This is a genomic window from Janthinobacterium sp. BJB304, assembly GCF_002735765.1.
Lineage (GTDB): Bacteria > Pseudomonadota > Gammaproteobacteria > Burkholderiales > Burkholderiaceae_D > Janthinobacterium.
Window position 1 is genome coordinate 63,279 of record NZ_PDZN01000002.1, and the last position, 15,818, is coordinate 79,096.

The window sequence follows — 15,818 nt, forward strand, 5'->3', positions numbered from 1 at the left end:
CTCCGCGCGGCGACCGGCTTGCCAGCCGATAGCGGGCCGCCATGAAAAAACCCGCCGAATGGGGCGGGCTGTGCTGACGGGAATGCCTGCGGCATGGCCCGGTTTATTCTTCCGTATCGGCCAGGGTGACGATGGCGCGCGCCCACTTCGAGTATTTCAGGTTCGCCAGATCGCGCACGGTCTTGATATTGAACGCCTGCTTGAGCAGTTCCGCATCTTTCTCGCTCACGCCTTGCAGCGCATCGACGGGGGCATCGGCGATTTCCTTGAACGTCTTTTTTTCGTAGGCTTTGTCTACCGCTTTATTGATGTTCATGTGTTGATACTCCTCAGTAAGTAGGAAAATTAATTCTACACGGTTTTGTAAATCGTCAATTTACGCTTGCATGTTGTGCCGAACTAAATATGATGGAGGTGGGTGAGGCTGCGGCCGAGTCTGGTTTTGTTCCGCCTGTTAAATTGTAATTATAGCATTTGAATTATATATAGTATAATTGTTGCGTGTGTCGGCGACTATGCGCCGGCCTTACCGGACGCCGCTGTACGCGGCACCAATTGACAGCGTTCAGGAGAATACGATGAGTTTGCTAGATCAACTTGCAGGACAGGCGATGAGCGCTTTGGGCAACAAGGGTGCGGACGGCGAAGCCTCGTCGGGACTGATGGCCAGCGTGATGGACCTGGTCAACCAGCATGGCGGCTTGCCCGGCCTGCTGCAGAAATTCCAGGAAAGCGGCCTGGGCGACCAAGTGGCCAGCTGGATCGGCACCGGCGCCAATGCGCCCGTCTCCGGCGATCAGGTCAAGGATGCGCTGGGCGCCGACACGATCACCGAGATCGCTGCAAAAGCGGGCGTCGCCCCGGACGCGGCCTCGGGCGGCCTGGCCGCCTTGCTGCCCCAGCTGATCGACAAGCTGACGCCGAACGGTCAAGTACCTGAAGGCAATGACCTGGTCAGCCAGGGCTTGAATATGCTCAAGGGCAAGATCTTCGGTTGATATTCATTGCCGCAGAACTCAAAAACCTCGCAGCGATGCGAGGTTTTTTGTTTTCAGGCGGCGGCCATCATGCCGAAGTGGGGAGGCGCGCCGGTCAGCCTGGCTGTACTCCCCTCGACCAGATACGAACAATAGCGGCGCCGCTCGGCGATGCCGCCGCGCCGCTCCATCAGCTCGCCCAGCATGGCGACGGCGTCTGTGGCCATCTTTTGCACGGGCTGGCGCAGGGTGGTGATGTCGTAGCTGAGCCAGCCCGATGCTTCCAGCGCGTCGAAGCCGGCCACCGACATTTGCAGCGGCACCTGGATGCCCATCTGGTGGCGCGCCGTGTCCAGGCAGCCGATGGCCATGATGTCGTTGCCGCAAATGACGGCGTCCGGCACGCGTCCCAGGCGGTCGATGACCTTGCGCAAGCCATGGCCGCCGCTGGCGTAATCGTAGTTGCCGCTGACGACGATGGGCGCGGGCAAGCCCAGCGTGAACAGCCGGTCCAGCACGCCGGCCTTGCGCTCCTGCGCGACGGCCGAGTCGCCGGGGCCGTCGATGACGGCGAACTGGCGGTGGCCCGCCTCGGCCAGGCGCGAGACGAGCAGGCGCGCCGCTTCGCCCTGGTCGCACAGCACCGCATGCACGGCGTGTTCGCGCGGGCTGCGGTTGAACAGCACCAGCGGCACGTCGCGCCGGCCGAATTCGGCCATCTGCTCGTCCGACAGGCAGGCAGCCACGACGGCGCCATCGACCTGGTATTGCCACACATCGCTCAAGACCTTGCCGATGTCCGCTTCGCGCTCCAGGGTAAACAGCAATAAACGCTTGCCCTGGCGGGCGATTTGCTGGCTCAGGTCGGACAACACTTGCGGATAGTACAGATTGGCCAGGTTGGAAATGATGACGGCCACCAGATTCGAGCGCCGCGTGATCAGGCTGCGCGCGGCCGCGTTGGGGATGTAGTCGAGGCTGATGGCCGCCTGCATGACCTTGGCGTGGGTGGCGGGCGAGACGCTGGCGCCCGGCTTGAAGCAGCGCGACACGGCCGATTGCGACACGCCGGCCAGCAGGGCCACGTCATACGAGGTCACGCGCCGTCCGGCGCCGGATACGGGGCGGGTGGCCGTGCCGGGGTTCCTGGCTACAGTATTCTTTTTTCGCATATTGGTCTGGCAAGCAGCCTGTCTCAAAATATTCCTGCAGACCCGGCCGCTTGTGGCGGCCTGGGCGGGAAAAATGAGCATAGCGAAAATATTTCCATGTGGCAAGACTGTTTTCTTATTCATGTTGCAAAGAATTTGATTGAATGGCAAGTGGTATGCATGCCCTTCCATGGCCATGGTCGCAAGTGCCGCTGCCATACTGGCTGAGGCGTCCCGTCGGGTCCCGGCATCAATTTTCCAACAGGAGCTTTTGCGTGGGGCCCGTACCGAATGCAAAGCAAGCTTGGGATGTTCACCGGGCTGAACGGGTTTTTCTGGTGCAATGGCCTGCCTTCTGATAACATAACGCCCCTTTATTCAGGGAAGGGTCGACATGGCCAATGCTTGCGGCGTCGATTTCGGCACGTCAAATTCCACGGTAGGCTGGGCGCGTCCCGGGCAGAGCACCATGCTTGGCCTGGAAGATGGCAAGACGACCTTACCGTCCGTTGTCTTCTTCAATGCGGAAGACGAGGAAGTCAGTTTTGGCCGCGCGGCGCTGGCCGGCTATCTGGCCGGTTACGAGGGGCGCTTGATGCGCTCGCTGAAAAGCTTGCTGGGCACGAGCCTCATCGATGGCCAGACGGAAGTGGGCGGCCGCGCGCTGCCGTTCCGCATGTTGCTGGCGCAATTCATCGGCGAAGTGAAACGCCGCGCCGAGCAGTCCGCCGGCCGCGAATTCTCGTCCGCCGTGTTCGGCCGTCCCGTCTTCTTTATCGACGACAATGCGCAGGCCGACCAGCTGGCGCAGGACACCCTGGCCGAAGTGGCCCGTTCCGTCGGTTTCAAGGACGTCGCCTTCCAGTTCGAGCCGATTGCCGCCGCCTTCGATTACGAGTCGCAGATAGCCAAAGAAGAGCTGGTGCTGATCGCCGACATCGGCGGCGGTACTTCCGACTTTTCGCTCGTGCGCCTGTCGCCGGAGCGGGCGAAAAAGGCCGAGCGCCGCGACGACATCCTCGCCACGGGCGGCGTGCACATCGGCGGCACGGACTTCGATAAATACCTGAGCCTGTCTTCCGTCATGCCTCTGCTCGGCTATGGCAGCCGCCTGCACAACAATAGCGAAGTGCCGTCCAGCTATTATTTCAACCTGGCGACCTGGCACACGATCAACCTGGCCTACACCAAGAAAATCTGGGTGCAGCTGGCCGACGTGTGCCGCGATGCGCGCGAGCAAGACAAAGTGAAACGGCTGCAAACGCTGATCGACGAGCGTGCCGGCCACTGGCTGGCCATGAAAGTGGAAGAGGGCAAGATTGCCCTGTCCGACGCGGCCGAAGTGCAGCTGGAGCTGGATCGTTTGTCGCCTGCGCAAAGCCTGTTGCTCAAACGCACGCAATTCGACGACGCCATCGGCCACCTGTGCGGTTCCGTGGAAGAAACCGTGCTGCGGCTGCTGCGCGACGCGGGCGTGGCGCCGGAAGCCGTCGACACCGTGTTCTTCACGGGCGGCTCCAGCGGAGTGCGCTTGCTGCGCGAAAAGATCGCCGCCCTGGTGCCGGCCGCGCGCAAGGTCGAAGGCGATTTGTTCGGCAGCATCGGTGCGGGCCTCGCGCTGGACGCCGTGCGCAAGTTCGGCTGATAAAATATGCATGGCGGCGTTGCCGCGTCTTGCCGTACTAGTGTACTGTCTGCGACGCGGCGCCTTGCCCTGCGCATTTTATCGATACACCCACTGTTGCACCCACGAAAGAGCGCCCCATGCATGTGTTTGACAAACCGATCGTCATGATCGACTTCGAGACGACCGGTTTATCTCCCGACATGGGCGACCGCATCACGGAAGTGGCGGCCTTGCGCATCGAGGGCGGGCGGATCACCGACCGCTATGTGACCCTGATCAACTGCAATGCGCGCATTCCCGCGTTCATCACGGGCTTGACGGGCATCACGCAGGCCATGGTGGATAAGGCGCCGCCCGTGGCCGAGGTGGTGCCGCAATTGCTGGATTTTATCGGCAGCGACGCCTTGTCGGCGCACAATGCCAGCTTCGATGAAAAATTCCTGCGCGCCGAAAGCGCCAGGCTGAACCTGACGCCCGCGCACCAGTCGCTCGTGTGTTCCTTGAAACTGTCGCGCCGCGTGTTTCCCGGCATGGCCAGCTACAAGCTGGGCTTGCTGTCGAGCCAGCTGGGTATCGCCTTCAAGAGCGCCGCCCACAGGGCCGAGTCGGATGCGGAAGTGGCGGCGCAAGTGCTGATCCATATCGGCCGCCACTTGCGCAGCAGCTACGGCATCGCCGATGTCGATGCCGACCTGCTCGTGTCGCTGAACAAGCTGGCCGCCGCCAAGGTGCCGCAATTCCTGCAAAAGCATCCATCGCGCCGCTGAGCGCCTTAGCCTGTCTAAGCAGGCTCATCAAAACGATATAATTTTGTTATTTCCTTTGAGCCTGCTCAAGTCCTTTCCCCGCATCGAATTTAAAATTTAAGCAACACACGATTTCGCCACCCTGGGCCGCCGTTTTGCGCGTGCCGCCGGCAAGCGCGATGTGGATGGGGGCGCACATGGACAAGCACCATACTGCCAGAGATAGCCACGAAGCATATATCTGGTTCCGCACGGCTGCCGAGCAGGGCAATGCGTATGCCCAGTTCAACCTGGGATTGATGTACAAGAAGGGCGAAGGCGTGGCGCAGGACGATGCGCGCGCCTTTGTCTGGCTGCGCCTGGCCGCGCTGCAAGGGCTGGCTTTCGCGCAGAACCATCTGGGCGCCCTGTATTACCACGGCCGCGGCGTGGCGCAGAGCGATGCAGACGCCGTGCTGTGGTTTCGCCGCGCGGCCGCCCAGGGCGATGCTTCGGCCCAGCAAAACCTGGGGCAGATGTACCGCAAGGGGCGCGGCGTGCTGCAGAGCGACGAGCTGGCCTTGGCGTGGTTCTACCGCGCCTCCGAGCAGGGCGTGGCCAGTGCGCAATCCTTGCTGGGCGAAGCGTATGCGCAGGGGCTGGGAGCGAAAAAAAACGATGCGCTGGCCCTGGCCTGGTTCCGCAAGGCGGCCTTGCAGGGCGATGCCCAGGCGCAGCTGAACCTGGGGCTCGTCTACAAACGCGGGCAAGGCGTGGTGCAAAGCGATGCCCAGGCGCTGGCCTGGTTCCGCCAGGCCGCCGCCCAGGGCCTGGCCGTGGCGCAGCGGCAACTCGGCGTGGCATATGCGGAAGGCCTGGGCGTGGCGCCCGACCAGCTGCGCGCCTATGCCTGGCTGCAGCGGGCAGCTGAACAGGATGACGCCGACGCCCAGTTCAACCTGGGCCTGATGCTGGCGCGCGGCCAGGGCGTGGACAAGGACGAGGCGCGCGCCGTCGTCTGGTACAGGCGTGCCGCCCTGCAAGGCCATTGCATGGCGCAATACAATCTGGGTAGCATGTTTGCCGGCGGGCGCGGCGTTGCCCGCGATTTGCGCCAGGCGCTGGACTGGTATGCGAAGGCGGCGGCCCAAGGCGCGTCGAATGCGCAATTCAACCTGGGCGTGATGTATGCCAACGGCCAGGGCGTGGAGCGTGACGAGGTGTGCGCCGTGCGCTGGTACCGCACGGCTGCCGAGCAGGGCGATGCCAGCGCGCAAAATAACCTGGGCGTCATGTATGCGAATGGTCATGGCGTGCCGCAAGACGATGGCCTGGCCGTGCATTGGTATGCGCGCGCGGCGGGCCAGGGCCATGCGCTTGCCCAGTACAACCTGGGCGGCATGTACAACAGCGGGCGCGGCCTGGAGAAGGATCGCGTCTGCGGCTATATGTGGCTGGCGCTGGCGGCCGAGGGGGGCGATAGCGGGGCGATCAGGGCCAGGGAAGCGGCCGCCACCAGGCTGGCGCCGGCACAGCTGCAGGAGGCGCAGCAGCGCGTGCGGCAATGGCATCAGGTGCGCTCGCCGCCGTTGCCGCCGGTCGAATGACGCGCCGGCGCCGTGCGCGCAGCGATGCGCGCTGCATGCGATAATTGCCCAAGAGCATGCCGCGAAGGCGGCGCGGTTTTCGGCAAAGTGAAAGGTGGAGCATGGTAAGGCAGGCAGGTGAGGATGCATCCGAGCAAAAAGTTATCGACGACATCGCCACGCATGGCTGGCATGGCGTCCATATCGGCGCCGATGAAGAGGGGCCCGGCTATGCGTTTACCATAGGCGCCGGCCACAGCTTTGGCCAGCCTGAATTGCTGATCATGGGCTTGCCGCGCGCCATGGCCCACCAGATACTCGACGTGGCGCTCGATGCCGTGCGCAGCGGCGCCATCACGGATTTTACGGCCACCACAGACGCCTTGCTCGAAGGCCATCCGTGCGCCTTCGTGCGTGTGCCCGTCGAGCAATACCGCCACTACGTCGGCTATGCGCGCTGGTATTACCAGGGCGATGATTTTACCTTGTACCAGATCGTCTGGCCGTCGCGTGATGGCCATTTTCCGTGGCAGGCGCAAGCGAGCGCGCAGTACGTGGAGAGCCAGCCCCTGCTGGGGCCGGCGCCACTGGCCGCATGACGGCAGGCACCTCCGTCCGCATTCTGACCGGCACGGCGACCTTGTGCGTGTTCGACCCGGCCCTCCTGCGCCACAAGCTCGACGATGACTGCGATTGGTGGAGCCTCCCCAGCGCGGAACTGGCGGCCGTGAATGCGGGGCAGGCGGCGTTTTTCAACGTGGGCGGCGACGGCGCGTATGACGTGGTTTTGCACGGGGAACTTGCCGAGCCGCATGCGAGCGTGCACCTGGTTGTGGCCTCGGGCCGCGTCTTCATCGGCGCCGGGGAAGACGTCACGGGCGGCGGCCTGGAACCGGACACGGCATACGGCGGCCTGTTCGTGGACGTGTCGGCGGGCAGCTACCGCGTGCAGGCACGCCGCGATGGCGCGCGCATCAGCCTGGCATTCGTGCCCGATGCGCGCAGCAGCAATGCGTTTGCCGACCTCGTGCGTATTTGATGCGCCGTTGCACCTTGGCTAGGCGTCCATGCGGGCCACGGCCGCGCCTTGCCGCCGGTCCAGGAACAGGCTGTTGCCGTGGATTTTCTTCGCCTGTTTCTTCGCTTCCGCCGCCTGGGTGGCGATCTGATGGTGCGTGTAATACTGGTGCGCCTCGACCTTGATCGCGCCCAGCGACAGGCTGATCAAGGAATAAAACACTTTTTTGCCTTGCCGGTCTTCGCTGATGTAGCCGCCCCGTTCGCAGTCGCTTGTGCTGTAGTAGGCGGGGATGGCGGCCGCGAAGTTGTCCAGCATGGCCTGGCAGCGCGTTTCCCAGTCTTCGCTCTGGAACAGAATCATGAAATCGTCGCCGCCGATGTGGCCGATGAAGTCGCGGTTCGGGTCGCAATGGCTGCTGAGAATTTCTCCCGTCAGCTGGATCACGTCGTCGCCCTTGCGGTAGCCGTACACATCGTTGAAGGGCTTGAAGTGGTCGAGGTCGCAATAGCAGACCCAGAAGCGGCTGCCGCTGTGCAATAAACGGTCGATATGCTCGTTGATGGGGACGTTGCCGGGCAGTTGCGTCAGCGGGTTGGCGTAACGGGCCGCGTTGATCTGCATCTGCGTGATTTCGCGCATCAGGTCGTGGCCCGTGCCCATGCCCAGGTAGCGGCCGTGTTCGGTAATGATGAAGCCGTTGAACAGGTGGTGAGCATCAGACTGCACCATGGTGTAGCTGAGTTCCTGCAAGCTCGTCTCGTGGTCGGCGATCAGGGGCGTGGCATCCATGAACAGGCTGCATGATTTCTTGCCGTACAGTTCGCGCTGGTAGGGACGGGCGAAGTGGTCGATCATTTCGAAGCGGCTGATCAGGCCCAGTGGCACGCCGTCGTCGACGACGGGGATGATCATCAACTTCGGTTCCTTCAGGAAAATGTCGTAGACCTCGTTATTATTGATCTGCGGCGAGACGGCCGCCACCTTGTTCAGCAGCTTGCGGATGCTGGCGCCGTTCTTTTCCAGGCTGCTGCGTTGCGGATACACGGCCACGCCATTGCGCCCCAGTGCCTGCACCACTTCGGCCGGCAGCGCGCGCGCCGGTACCGCGTTGGGCCGGCCCAGGTGGTAGCCTTGCCCGAACGCCACGCCCAAGTCGCGCAAGACCAGCAATTCCGTCTGCGCCTCGATGCCTTCGGCGATCACCAGGGTGCCCGATTTTTCCGCGATTTCCTGGATTGAGCGCACGAATTGCAGTTTCACGGGGTCGTTGTTGATGCCCTGGATGAAATGCATGTCGATCTTCACATATTCAGGGCGCAGTTCCGACCACAGGCGCAGGCTGGAAAAGCCTTCGCCCAGGTCGTCGATGGCGATCTGGAAACCCATGTTGCGGTAGTGCAGCACCGCTTCGCGCATCAGCTCGTAGTCATACGTGGGCTGGTTTTCCGTCAGTTCGATGATGACACGGTCCGGGTTGATGCCGATGTGCTCGATGTATTCGAGGGTTTCGCCATGGCGGGCATTGCGCAGCAGCAGGCATTCGGGACTGACATTGAGAAACAGTTTTCCTGGCAACTGCAGTTCGGCGAAGCGTTCAAGCACGACCTGGCGGCACAGGTGTTCCACTTCCAGGGTCAGGTCGTGCGCGCGCGCCACCTTGAACAGATTCATCGGCGCGTGCAGTGGGCTGTCGGACGGACCCCGTATCAAGCCTTCGTAGCCGATGATGTCGCCGCTGTGCATGTGGATGATGGGCTGGAAAAGGGCGCTGAGCTTGCGGCCCGCCAGGATCTCGTGCAAGGCATCCGTCCCTTCGATGGTCATGCTGGCCGATGGGGGCTTCAGGTAAGTCACGTTCGATGGCGTCGCGGGGACCGGCGCGGCGGTGGCGGAGGGGAGGGCGAGAGTGTACATAGGCGGACGTGGCGGCACGGCCTCTGGACGGGCCATGAACATGTTGCCGATAGTAAAGAAGATTTATGACAGCTTGATGAAACGACTTTGCTTTTGATAATGTTTCTTGTATGAACGTCAGTTTGCCGATTCCGCCGAAAGCGAGATTTATCATGGTAATCCATGTGAATTTTCCAAACAAAAGACGGCAAATCCATCGGATAACTGTGCTTTAAAAGTGGCAATCCGCGCTATGATTTCTCTTGGCGAAAGTCAACATGGGCAGCCGCGGTGTGTGTGCGGCTTGCTTTCCTCGACATCCAACAATGAGACAACAACCCATGCAATTACGTAGTGCAACCCTCATATTCAGCTTGCTGGCCGCTTTCGGTGGCAATGCCCTGGCGCAAAACGCCGCGATGCCATCGTGCCCGGCCGGCGACGGCGCTCCCGTGACGTATCCGGTCAGCAAAAAAGTCGATCAGCAAGACAGCTATTTCGGCACCACCATCGCTGATCCGTACCGCTGGCTGGAAGACGCCAACAGCGCGGAAACGGGCGAGTGGGTCACGGCGCAAAACAAGCTGACGCAGTCGTACCTGGGCACCATCCCCGAGCGCGCGGCGATCAAGCAGCGCCTGACCAAGCTGTGGAATTATGAGCGTTTCTCTACGCCAACGAAGCAGGGCGGCCGCTACTTCTACAGCCGCAACGACGGCTTGCAGAACCAGGCCGTGCTGTACACGGTGAAAAAGCTGACGGACGAGCCACGCCTGCTGCTGGACCCGAACACCCTGTCCACCGATGGCACGGTGGCGCTGGCCGGCACCTCGATCAGCCCGAACGGCAAGTACCTGGCCTACGCCACGTCCGCGTCCGGTTCCGACTGGAACGAGTGGAAAGTGCGCGACATCGAATCGGGCAAGGATTTGACGGACCACATCAAGTGGGCCAAGTTCTCGGGCGCTTCGTGGACCAAGGACAACACCGGTTTCTTCTACAGCCGCTATGACGCGCCGAACGAAGCCACCAAGCTGGCCGATATCAATTATTTCCAGAAACTGTATTTCCACAAGATCGGCACGCCGCAAAGCGACGACGTGCTCGTCTTCGACCGTCCCGACCAGAAGGAATGGGCGTTCGGCGGCAGCACCGTCAGCGATGACGGCAATTACCTGATCATCACTGCCACGCAGGGCACGGAACGCAAGAACCGCGTTTTTTACAAGGACTTGCGCCAGAAGAATGCCAAGGTCGTGGGCTTGCTGGAAGAGTTCGACGCATCGTACTCGTTCATCGACAATGACGGCCCCGTCTTCTTCTTCAAGACGGACAACAAGGCGCCGAAATCGCGCGTGATCGCCATCGATACGCGCAAACCTGCGCCTGCCGACTGGAAAGAGATCGTGCCGCAAAGCGCGGAAACCCTGGTCGCCGTCAACCTGATCAACAACCAGCTGGTGCTCGATTACTTGAAAGATGCGCAAACGCAAATCAAGATCGTCGACCTGAACGGCAAACTGGTGCGCGAAGTGGCCTTGCCGGGCATCGGTTCGGCCGGTGGTTTTGCGGGCAAGCGTGGCGACACGGAAACGTTTTATTCGTTCACCAGCTTCACGACGCCGGCGACCATCTATCGCTACGACATGAAGTCGGGCAAGAGCACGGTGTACCGCCAGCCGAAAGTCGATTTCGACCCGAATGCCTTTGAAACGCGCCAGCAATTCTTCACCAGCCGCGACGGTACCAAGGTGCCGATGTTCATCGTCTCGAAAAAAGGCATGAAGCTCGATGGCACGAATCCGACCTATCTGTACGGCTATGGCGGCTTCAATATTTCGCTGACGCCGAGCTTCTCCGTGGCAAATCTTGCCTGGGTGGAAATGGGCGGCGTCTATGTGATGGCCAACCTGCGCGGCGGCGGCGAATACGGCGAAGCCTGGCACCAGGCTGGCACCAAGCTGAACAAGCAAAATGTGTTCGACGATTTCATTGGCGCGGCGCAATGGCTGGTGGACAACAAGGTCACCTCGCCATCGAAGCTGGCGATCGGCGGCGGCAGCAATGGCGGCCTGCTGGTGGGCGCGGCCATGACGCAGCGTCCGGACCTGTTCGCCGCGGCGATTCCGCAGGTGGGCGTGCTCGACATGTTGCGTTTCCACAAGTTCACCGTGGGCTGGGGCTGGGTGCCTGACTACGGTTCGTCGGACGATGCCGAACAGTTCAAGGCGCTGGTGAAATACTCGCCGCTGCACAACCTGAAGGCGGGCGGCTGCTATCCGGCCACCATGATCACCACGGCCGACCACGACGACCGCGTCGTGCCTGCCCACAGCTTCAAGTTCGCCGCCGCTGCCCAGGCAGCGCAAGGCGGCCCGGCACCCGTGCTGATCCGCATCGACAGCAAGGCGGGCCACGGCGCCGGCAAGCCGACGACCAAGCAGATCGAAGAAGTGGCGGACCGCTGGGGCTTCCTCAGCCGTTCGCTGAAGATGACGCCGGCAGTGGCGGAGCCGGCCAAGGTGGCGGCGCAGTAAAACCGGGTAGGTCGGATTAGCGCGCAGCGCGTAATCCGACACCGCCAGCGTCAACAAAGTGTCGGATTACGCGGCGTGCCGCCGCTAATCCGACCTACTCCTGACCCCAGCATTTAACGGCGCAATCCTCGCCAATACCCCCTCCCCAAACACCGCCTGAAACGGCAAATCCTTGCGCTGCGCATAGCCGATGTAGCAATCGCACTTGAAACGCGGACAGCTGCGTTCCTGCAGCATGTCCGCCAGGTCATCCTTATATAAATTCCCCAGCCGCTCGGGCACGAAGTGGCAGCGCGCCAGTTCGCCGTCGCCATCGACGGACAGCGACGCTTCGCCCGCCAGGCACGATTTGCCGCGCGAGGGAGACGGACGCCGGTTTTGCGCGAACCACGGGTCGACGGTATCAAACCAGGCCAGGTCTTCCCCACTGTAATAGCCGGGGCCACGCCGGTCGTAGGCGTTCAGCCACAGGTAGACGTGGGCGGGCAGCGCTGCGCGCAGGGCGCGGATGGCCTCCAGGTGTTCGGTCATCGCCACCACGCCGACGGAATAGCGCACACCCATGGCATCGAGCCGCGCGCAGCGGGCGAGAAAGCGGGACAAGGTCGTCTGGTCCGGGTGGTAGGTGCACCACAGGCCGACCTTTTCCAGCCCGTCCATGTTCTTCAGCCAGTCCAGGGGACCGGACAGATTCGTCTGCAGCGCCACTTGCCGTACGTGCGGCAGGCTGGCCAGGGTTTGCATCGCGCTCCGGTAGTGGCGCCGCACCAGCGCTTCGCCCCAGGGCGTGAACAGCACGCTGATGTCCCGCTTCTGTGCCGCCACCCAGCTAGTGAAGCGCGCCACTTCGCGCGCATCGCGGGCCAATGCGGCGCGGCTGTCGCGCTTCTTGGCGAACGGGCAGTAGCCGCAGGCGTAATTGCAGCTCGATAGCGTGCCCCGGTACAGCAGGGACAAAGCGCAAGGCTGCGTTGTCAGCACGTCTGGCCGCCTTCGGCCATCAGCGCGCGCACCGTCTCGGATGCCAGCCAGGGGCCGATGGTGTCGGCGTAGCTGTAGCCCCGGTCATTCAGGCGCAGCAGCGGGCCTTCTTCTTCCACCAACTCCAGCGCGTGCAGCTCGGCCAGCTGCGGCAAATCTGCTTCGCAGCGGGAGCCGAAGCGCGCCGCGTAGGCGTCGCGGTCGAGGCCCGGCTCCGTCAGCAGCGACTGGATCACGTAGCGCCGGCGCTGTTCTTCGTCATTGAGCTGGTAACCGTGTTCGGCCTGCGCGAAGCGCGCCTCGTCGAGCGCCAGGTAGTTGTCGATGATGTTGATGGTGTCAAGCCGCGCCACCGCGTACTCGCTTGAATAATGCAGGCTGGCCGTGTACGAGCGGGCGCCCGCGCCCAGGCCCACCATGCCGTCGTTCTGGCAGCAGTACGAGGGACCGTTCTGTTCCGGCGCATGGGGGGCGCGGAACATGCGCATCGAGACCTGCTCATAGCCCTGCGCGCGCAAATGGTCGCGCGCGGCCGCGTACAGGGCCAGACGGCTGTCGCCATCGCGGGCCAGCATGATGGGGTTGAGCGACTGCGCGCCCTGGCGGCGCGCTACCTTGCCGAGACCCGTCTGTTCGCGCACATACAGCGGATACAGATAGAGCTCCTCTGGCCGGAAGGCCAGCGCGCTGTCGATGGAGGCCAGCAGGCTGGCCACGGTTTGCCCCGCGATGCCGTAGATCAGGTCCAGGTTCAGGGTGGGAAAACCGGCCGCGCGTATCAGACCGATGGCGTGATGGACGGTGGCGTTTTGCTGCGGACGGGCCAGCGCGCGCATCTCGCCGGCGGCAAAGCTCTGGATGCCCAGGCTGACCCGGTCGATGCCGTGCGCGCGGCAGACGGCAAGCCGCTCAAACGTGATGGTTTCGGGCGACGCTTCGATGCCGGCCGGCGTGTGCTGCAGGTCGATGCCGAGGATGTCGCGCGCGCCGCACAGCAGGGTGCCCAGCTGCGCGGGGGACAGATAGGTGGGCGTGCCGCCGCCCAGCGCGAAGCGGGCGAAGCGCCGTTCGCCCAGCGCGCCTGCCAGGGCGCGCATCTGCACCAGCACTTGCTGCACGTAGCGCTCGACCATGTCGGCGCTGGGGCGGGCCATGGCGAACAGATTGCAAAAGCCGCAGCGCATCTCGCAGAACGGGATGTGGATGTAGGCGAAGAGGGCGGAACGGTCCTGCTGCGCCCACAGGGGCGCCAGGGGCGCCGCCTGCGGCAAGGCGCGGTAGGCGGCCTTGTGCGGATAGGAATAGGAATATGCCTGGTAGGGCGTGTGGCGCATGCGCTGCGCCAGGGTGCCCGGCTGTTCGGATGGGTTCACGGTGGGGACTCCTGGGGTGGCGGCGTTGAGGCGGCCGTATCTGGTTGAATAAAAAAGTGCGCATACGGCACGTTCCACACGCTGTCGTGGGCGACCCGGTGGCCCCGGTAGCCATCTTCGCCATACGCGCTGCCGTGGTCCGAGCAGACGATGGCGAACGTGGGCGCGCGCGCGGCGCAGGCGGCGAACAGCGGCGCCAGCGCCCCGTCTACATAGCGCAGGGCAGCAGCGTGGCTGTCCAGGCAGTCGGCGCGGCAGCCGGGCAGGTAGGCGCGGTTGGGCGTATGCAGCGCGCTGACATTGATGAACAAAAAAGTGCGTTGATCGTTTTGCGCCAGCAGTTGGGTCGCCAGCGCCACCTGTTTTTGCGTCGAATGGCGGCTGGCCACGCCCATGCCTGCGCTCCAGTGGCTTTCCTGGAACAGCGACGGCAGCACGGAGCCCAGCGCCGTCTGTTTGTTAAAGAAACCCACGCCGCCGATGCAGATGGTGCGGTAGCCGCGCGCTGCCAGCGCGGCGGGAAGGTCGGCCTCTTCAAACGCAAAGGTATGCGGCGACGTCGTTTCGCTGCCCGCGAAGGCGGAAGCGAACAGGCGCGGGTGGCGGCCCGGCGCGGCCGGCGTGGGCAAGAAGCCCGCGAAGAAGGCCTGGTGCGCCGCGTAGGTAAACGTGGCGGGCGAGTGGCGCCGTTCCCAGCCACCCGTTGCTAAAAAACGCCCCAGCACGGGCAATTCGCCCGCCTCGTACAGCGCTTGCGCCACGTCAAAGCGCAGGGTGTCGAGCGTGATGAAGACGATGTCGTGGCTGCCGACGACGGCGTGCATGTCGGGAATGGTCGGTGTTTCTTTAAGCATGGGCCAGTTGCGCCGTGTAAGTATCGATGCCTTGCCAGAGCAGGCCGGGCAGCAGGTCGCCGAAGGCGTTCGCTTCCAGCACGTGGGCCTGGCCGTGGCGCACGACCAGGTCGTAGCCTGTCACGTGGCTGGCCGGGAAGGCGCGCGCGGCCAGGGCGGCGGTTTCCTCCAGCGCGGCCAGGTCGGCTGCGTTCAAGAGGCCGGACGCGTCGCCGCGCCGGTTGTCGAGGTGCAGATTCGTCATCATGTGCTGTCCGATGCGCGCCACGCGGTGCGCGGGCTGGCCCGCCATGGTCACCACGCGCAGGTCGTAGTGGCTGTCGCCGCAGCGCGGCTTGTTCAGCCACCTTTCCGCATACAGCTCCTGCGTGGCCAGCGCATCGACGAGGGCGGCGATGTCGGCGGTCGTCTCGTAGCGCGCCATGCGCTTGACGTTGAACAGGCGCACCGCGCCGCCCCCATGCTGCAAGGCGGCCGAGGTGGTGGCTTGCTGGCGCCCGGCCCGGTTGCGCCGGTAGGCGACGACGCCGGACGCGGACGAGCCGTAGCGCGGTTTTAAATAGACGCGGTCCAGGTCATGCTGCTGCAGCAGCGCCTGCAGATGCTCGTAGCCGTGCACGGGTCCCAGCAAGTCAGGTATCGGCACGCCGTGCGCGGTCAGGTGGCGCTGGCAGGCCAGCTTGTCCGTCATGCGGCTGATTTCGGCCGGCGCATTGAATACGCGCGTGTGCGGCAAATCAGCCAGTTGCGCCGCCAGGGACGCCATGGCAGACGTAAAACCGGCAAACCACGCATCCATGGCCAGCAGTTCGCCGTGTTCGGGCGCAGCGACCGGCGGACGCTCCAGCAGCCTGCAGCCCGCCTGCAGCAACAGCCGGTGGGCGGCGGGATCGTCGCCGGGCGGTTCGATTTTCAGCAAGCCTGGCTGGCTCAGTGCAACATCGAGCAGCGCCGGCTGCGCCAGCCAGCCGCGCCATTCCAGCACTTGCGCGGGCGGCAGGCGCAGTTGCGCGCGCGCCGCCTGCATCAGGCGCACGCGCTTGCTGCCCTGTGTCGCCAGCAGGGTGAGAGGCATCAGCAAAGGATAAAACTC

14 protein-coding genes are annotated in these 15,818 nt (G+C 63.5%); 7 read left to right on the forward strand and 7 right to left on the reverse strand.

The window, feature by feature from the left end; all coding sequences use genetic code 11:
- Positions 1–103: 103 nt before the first annotated feature.
- The gene (locus CSQ95_RS02305; RefSeq protein ID WP_034751103.1) at positions 104–316 is read right to left on the reverse strand and encodes a hypothetical protein; all 213 of its coding nucleotides are present in this window, start codon (positions 314–316) and stop codon (positions 104–106) included.
- Positions 317–578: 262 nt separating this feature from the next.
- Here CSQ95_RS02305 and CSQ95_RS02310 point away from each other — a divergent pair, with 262 nt between their 5' ends.
- Positions 579–998 carry a YidB family protein gene (locus tag CSQ95_RS02310; RefSeq protein WP_099408315.1) on the forward strand — a complete coding sequence of 140 codons (420 nt, stop codon included), beginning with the start codon at positions 579–581 and terminating at the stop codon, positions 996–998.
- A 53-nt stretch (positions 999–1,051) separates the two neighbouring features.
- On the opposite strand, the gene CSQ95_RS02315 is transcribed toward CSQ95_RS02310, so the two are convergent.
- The gene (locus CSQ95_RS02315) at positions 1,052–2,149 is read right to left on the reverse strand and encodes a LacI family DNA-binding transcriptional regulator (RefSeq protein ID WP_099408316.1); all 1,098 of its coding nucleotides are present in this window, start codon (positions 2,147–2,149) and stop codon (positions 1,052–1,054) included.
- Positions 2,150–2,522: 373 nt separating this feature from the next.
- On the opposite strand from CSQ95_RS02315, the gene CSQ95_RS02320 reads away from it, so the two are divergent.
- The 5 genes from CSQ95_RS02320 (at position 2,523) to CSQ95_RS02340 (ending at position 7,105) form a co-directional block, all read left to right on the forward strand.
- On the forward strand, positions 2,523–3,773 hold the full coding sequence (locus CSQ95_RS02320; protein ID WP_099408317.1) for an Hsp70 family protein: 1,251 nt from the start codon (positions 2,523–2,525) through the stop codon (positions 3,771–3,773).
- A 119-nt stretch (positions 3,774–3,892) separates the two neighbouring features.
- A complete protein-coding gene (locus CSQ95_RS02325) occupies positions 3,893–4,522 on the forward strand; it encodes a PolC-type DNA polymerase III (RefSeq protein ID WP_175444733.1) in 630 nt (209 codons plus the stop codon).
- Positions 4,523–4,698: 176 nt separating this feature from the next.
- Positions 4,699–6,087 carry a tetratricopeptide repeat protein gene (locus CSQ95_RS02330; protein WP_099408567.1) on the forward strand — a complete coding sequence of 463 codons (1,389 nt, stop codon included), beginning with the start codon at positions 4,699–4,701 and terminating at the stop codon, positions 6,085–6,087.
- A 101-nt stretch (positions 6,088–6,188) separates the two neighbouring features.
- A complete protein-coding gene (locus tag CSQ95_RS02335) occupies positions 6,189–6,665 on the forward strand; it encodes a DUF4262 domain-containing protein (RefSeq protein WP_099408318.1) in 477 nt (158 codons plus the stop codon).
- Complete coding sequence (locus CSQ95_RS02340) at positions 6,662–7,105, forward strand: DUF6386 family protein (protein ID WP_099408319.1); 444 nt, start codon at positions 6,662–6,664, stop codon at positions 7,103–7,105. The genes CSQ95_RS02335 and CSQ95_RS02340 overlap by 4 nt, the downstream gene beginning before the upstream one ends.
- Before the next feature lie 18 nt (positions 7,106–7,123).
- On the opposite strand, the gene CSQ95_RS02345 is transcribed toward CSQ95_RS02340, so the two are convergent.
- Positions 7,124–8,911 carry a GGDEF domain-containing protein gene (locus tag CSQ95_RS02345; protein ID WP_070311179.1) on the reverse strand — a complete coding sequence of 596 codons (1,788 nt, stop codon included), beginning with the start codon at positions 8,909–8,911 and terminating at the stop codon, positions 7,124–7,126.
- 410 nt (positions 8,912–9,321) lie between these two features.
- Here CSQ95_RS02345 and CSQ95_RS02350 point away from each other — a divergent pair, with 410 nt between their 5' ends.
- Positions 9,322–11,517: a prolyl oligopeptidase family protein gene (locus tag CSQ95_RS02350; protein ID WP_099408320.1), complete on the forward strand. Its 2,196-nt coding sequence runs from the start codon at positions 9,322–9,324 to the stop codon at positions 11,515–11,517.
- Positions 11,518–11,601: 84 nt separating this feature from the next.
- Here CSQ95_RS02350 and CSQ95_RS02355 read toward each other — a convergent pair whose 3' ends face one another.
- From CSQ95_RS02355 to CSQ95_RS02370, 4 genes are read right to left on the reverse strand one after another with little or no spacing between them, the layout of a single operon-like run.
- Entirely contained in the window at positions 11,602–12,498 is an 897-nt protein-coding gene (locus CSQ95_RS02355; RefSeq protein ID WP_218963564.1) for an STM4011 family radical SAM protein, read from the reverse strand.
- A complete protein-coding gene (locus CSQ95_RS02360) occupies positions 12,492–13,871 on the reverse strand; it encodes an STM4012 family radical SAM protein (protein ID WP_218963565.1) in 1,380 nt (459 codons plus the stop codon). Before CSQ95_RS02360 ends, CSQ95_RS02355 begins: the two co-directional genes overlap by 7 nt.
- Positions 13,868–14,725 (reverse strand): STM4013/SEN3800 family hydrolase, encoded by an 858-nt coding sequence (locus tag CSQ95_RS02365; RefSeq protein WP_099408321.1) that lies wholly within the window; start codon positions 14,723–14,725, stop codon positions 13,868–13,870. Before CSQ95_RS02365 ends, CSQ95_RS02360 begins: the two co-directional genes overlap by 4 nt.
- Entirely contained in the window at positions 14,718–15,800 is a 1,083-nt protein-coding gene (locus CSQ95_RS02370; protein WP_257217942.1) for an STM4014 family protein, read from the reverse strand. The genes CSQ95_RS02365 and CSQ95_RS02370 overlap by 8 nt, the downstream gene beginning before the upstream one ends.
- Positions 15,801–15,818 lie beyond the last annotated feature (18 nt).

Coding starts and splice junctions, on each gene's coding strand:
- CSQ95_RS02305 (WP_034751103.1), bottom strand. CDS start 316: ATGAACATCAATAAAGCGGTAGACAAAGCCTACGAAAAAAAGACGTTC.
- CSQ95_RS02310 (WP_099408315.1), top strand. CDS start 579: ATGAGTTTGCTAGATCAACTTGCAGGACAGGCGATGAGCGCTTTGGGC.
- CSQ95_RS02315 (WP_099408316.1), bottom strand. CDS start 2,149: ATGCGAAAAAAGAATACTGTAGCCAGGAACCCCGGCACGGCCACCCGC.
- CSQ95_RS02320 (WP_099408317.1), top strand. CDS start 2,523: ATGGCCAATGCTTGCGGCGTCGATTTCGGCACGTCAAATTCCACGGTA.
- CSQ95_RS02325 (WP_175444733.1), top strand. CDS start 3,893: ATGCATGTGTTTGACAAACCGATCGTCATGATCGACTTCGAGACGACC.
- CSQ95_RS02330 (WP_099408567.1), top strand. CDS start 4,699: ATGGACAAGCACCATACTGCCAGAGATAGCCACGAAGCATATATCTGG.
- CSQ95_RS02335 (WP_099408318.1), top strand. CDS start 6,189: ATGGTAAGGCAGGCAGGTGAGGATGCATCCGAGCAAAAAGTTATCGAC.
- CSQ95_RS02340 (WP_099408319.1), top strand. CDS start 6,662: ATGACGGCAGGCACCTCCGTCCGCATTCTGACCGGCACGGCGACCTTG.
- CSQ95_RS02345 (WP_070311179.1), bottom strand. CDS start 8,911: ATGACCATCGAAGGGACGGATGCCTTGCACGAGATCCTGGCGGGCCGC.
- CSQ95_RS02350 (WP_099408320.1), top strand. CDS start 9,322: ATGCAATTACGTAGTGCAACCCTCATATTCAGCTTGCTGGCCGCTTTC.
- CSQ95_RS02365 (WP_099408321.1), bottom strand. CDS start 14,725: ATGCTTAAAGAAACACCGACCATTCCCGACATGCACGCCGTCGTCGGC.
- CSQ95_RS02370 (WP_257217942.1), bottom strand. CDS start 15,800: ATGCCTCTCACCCTGCTGGCGACACAGGGCAGCAAGCGCGTGCGCCTG.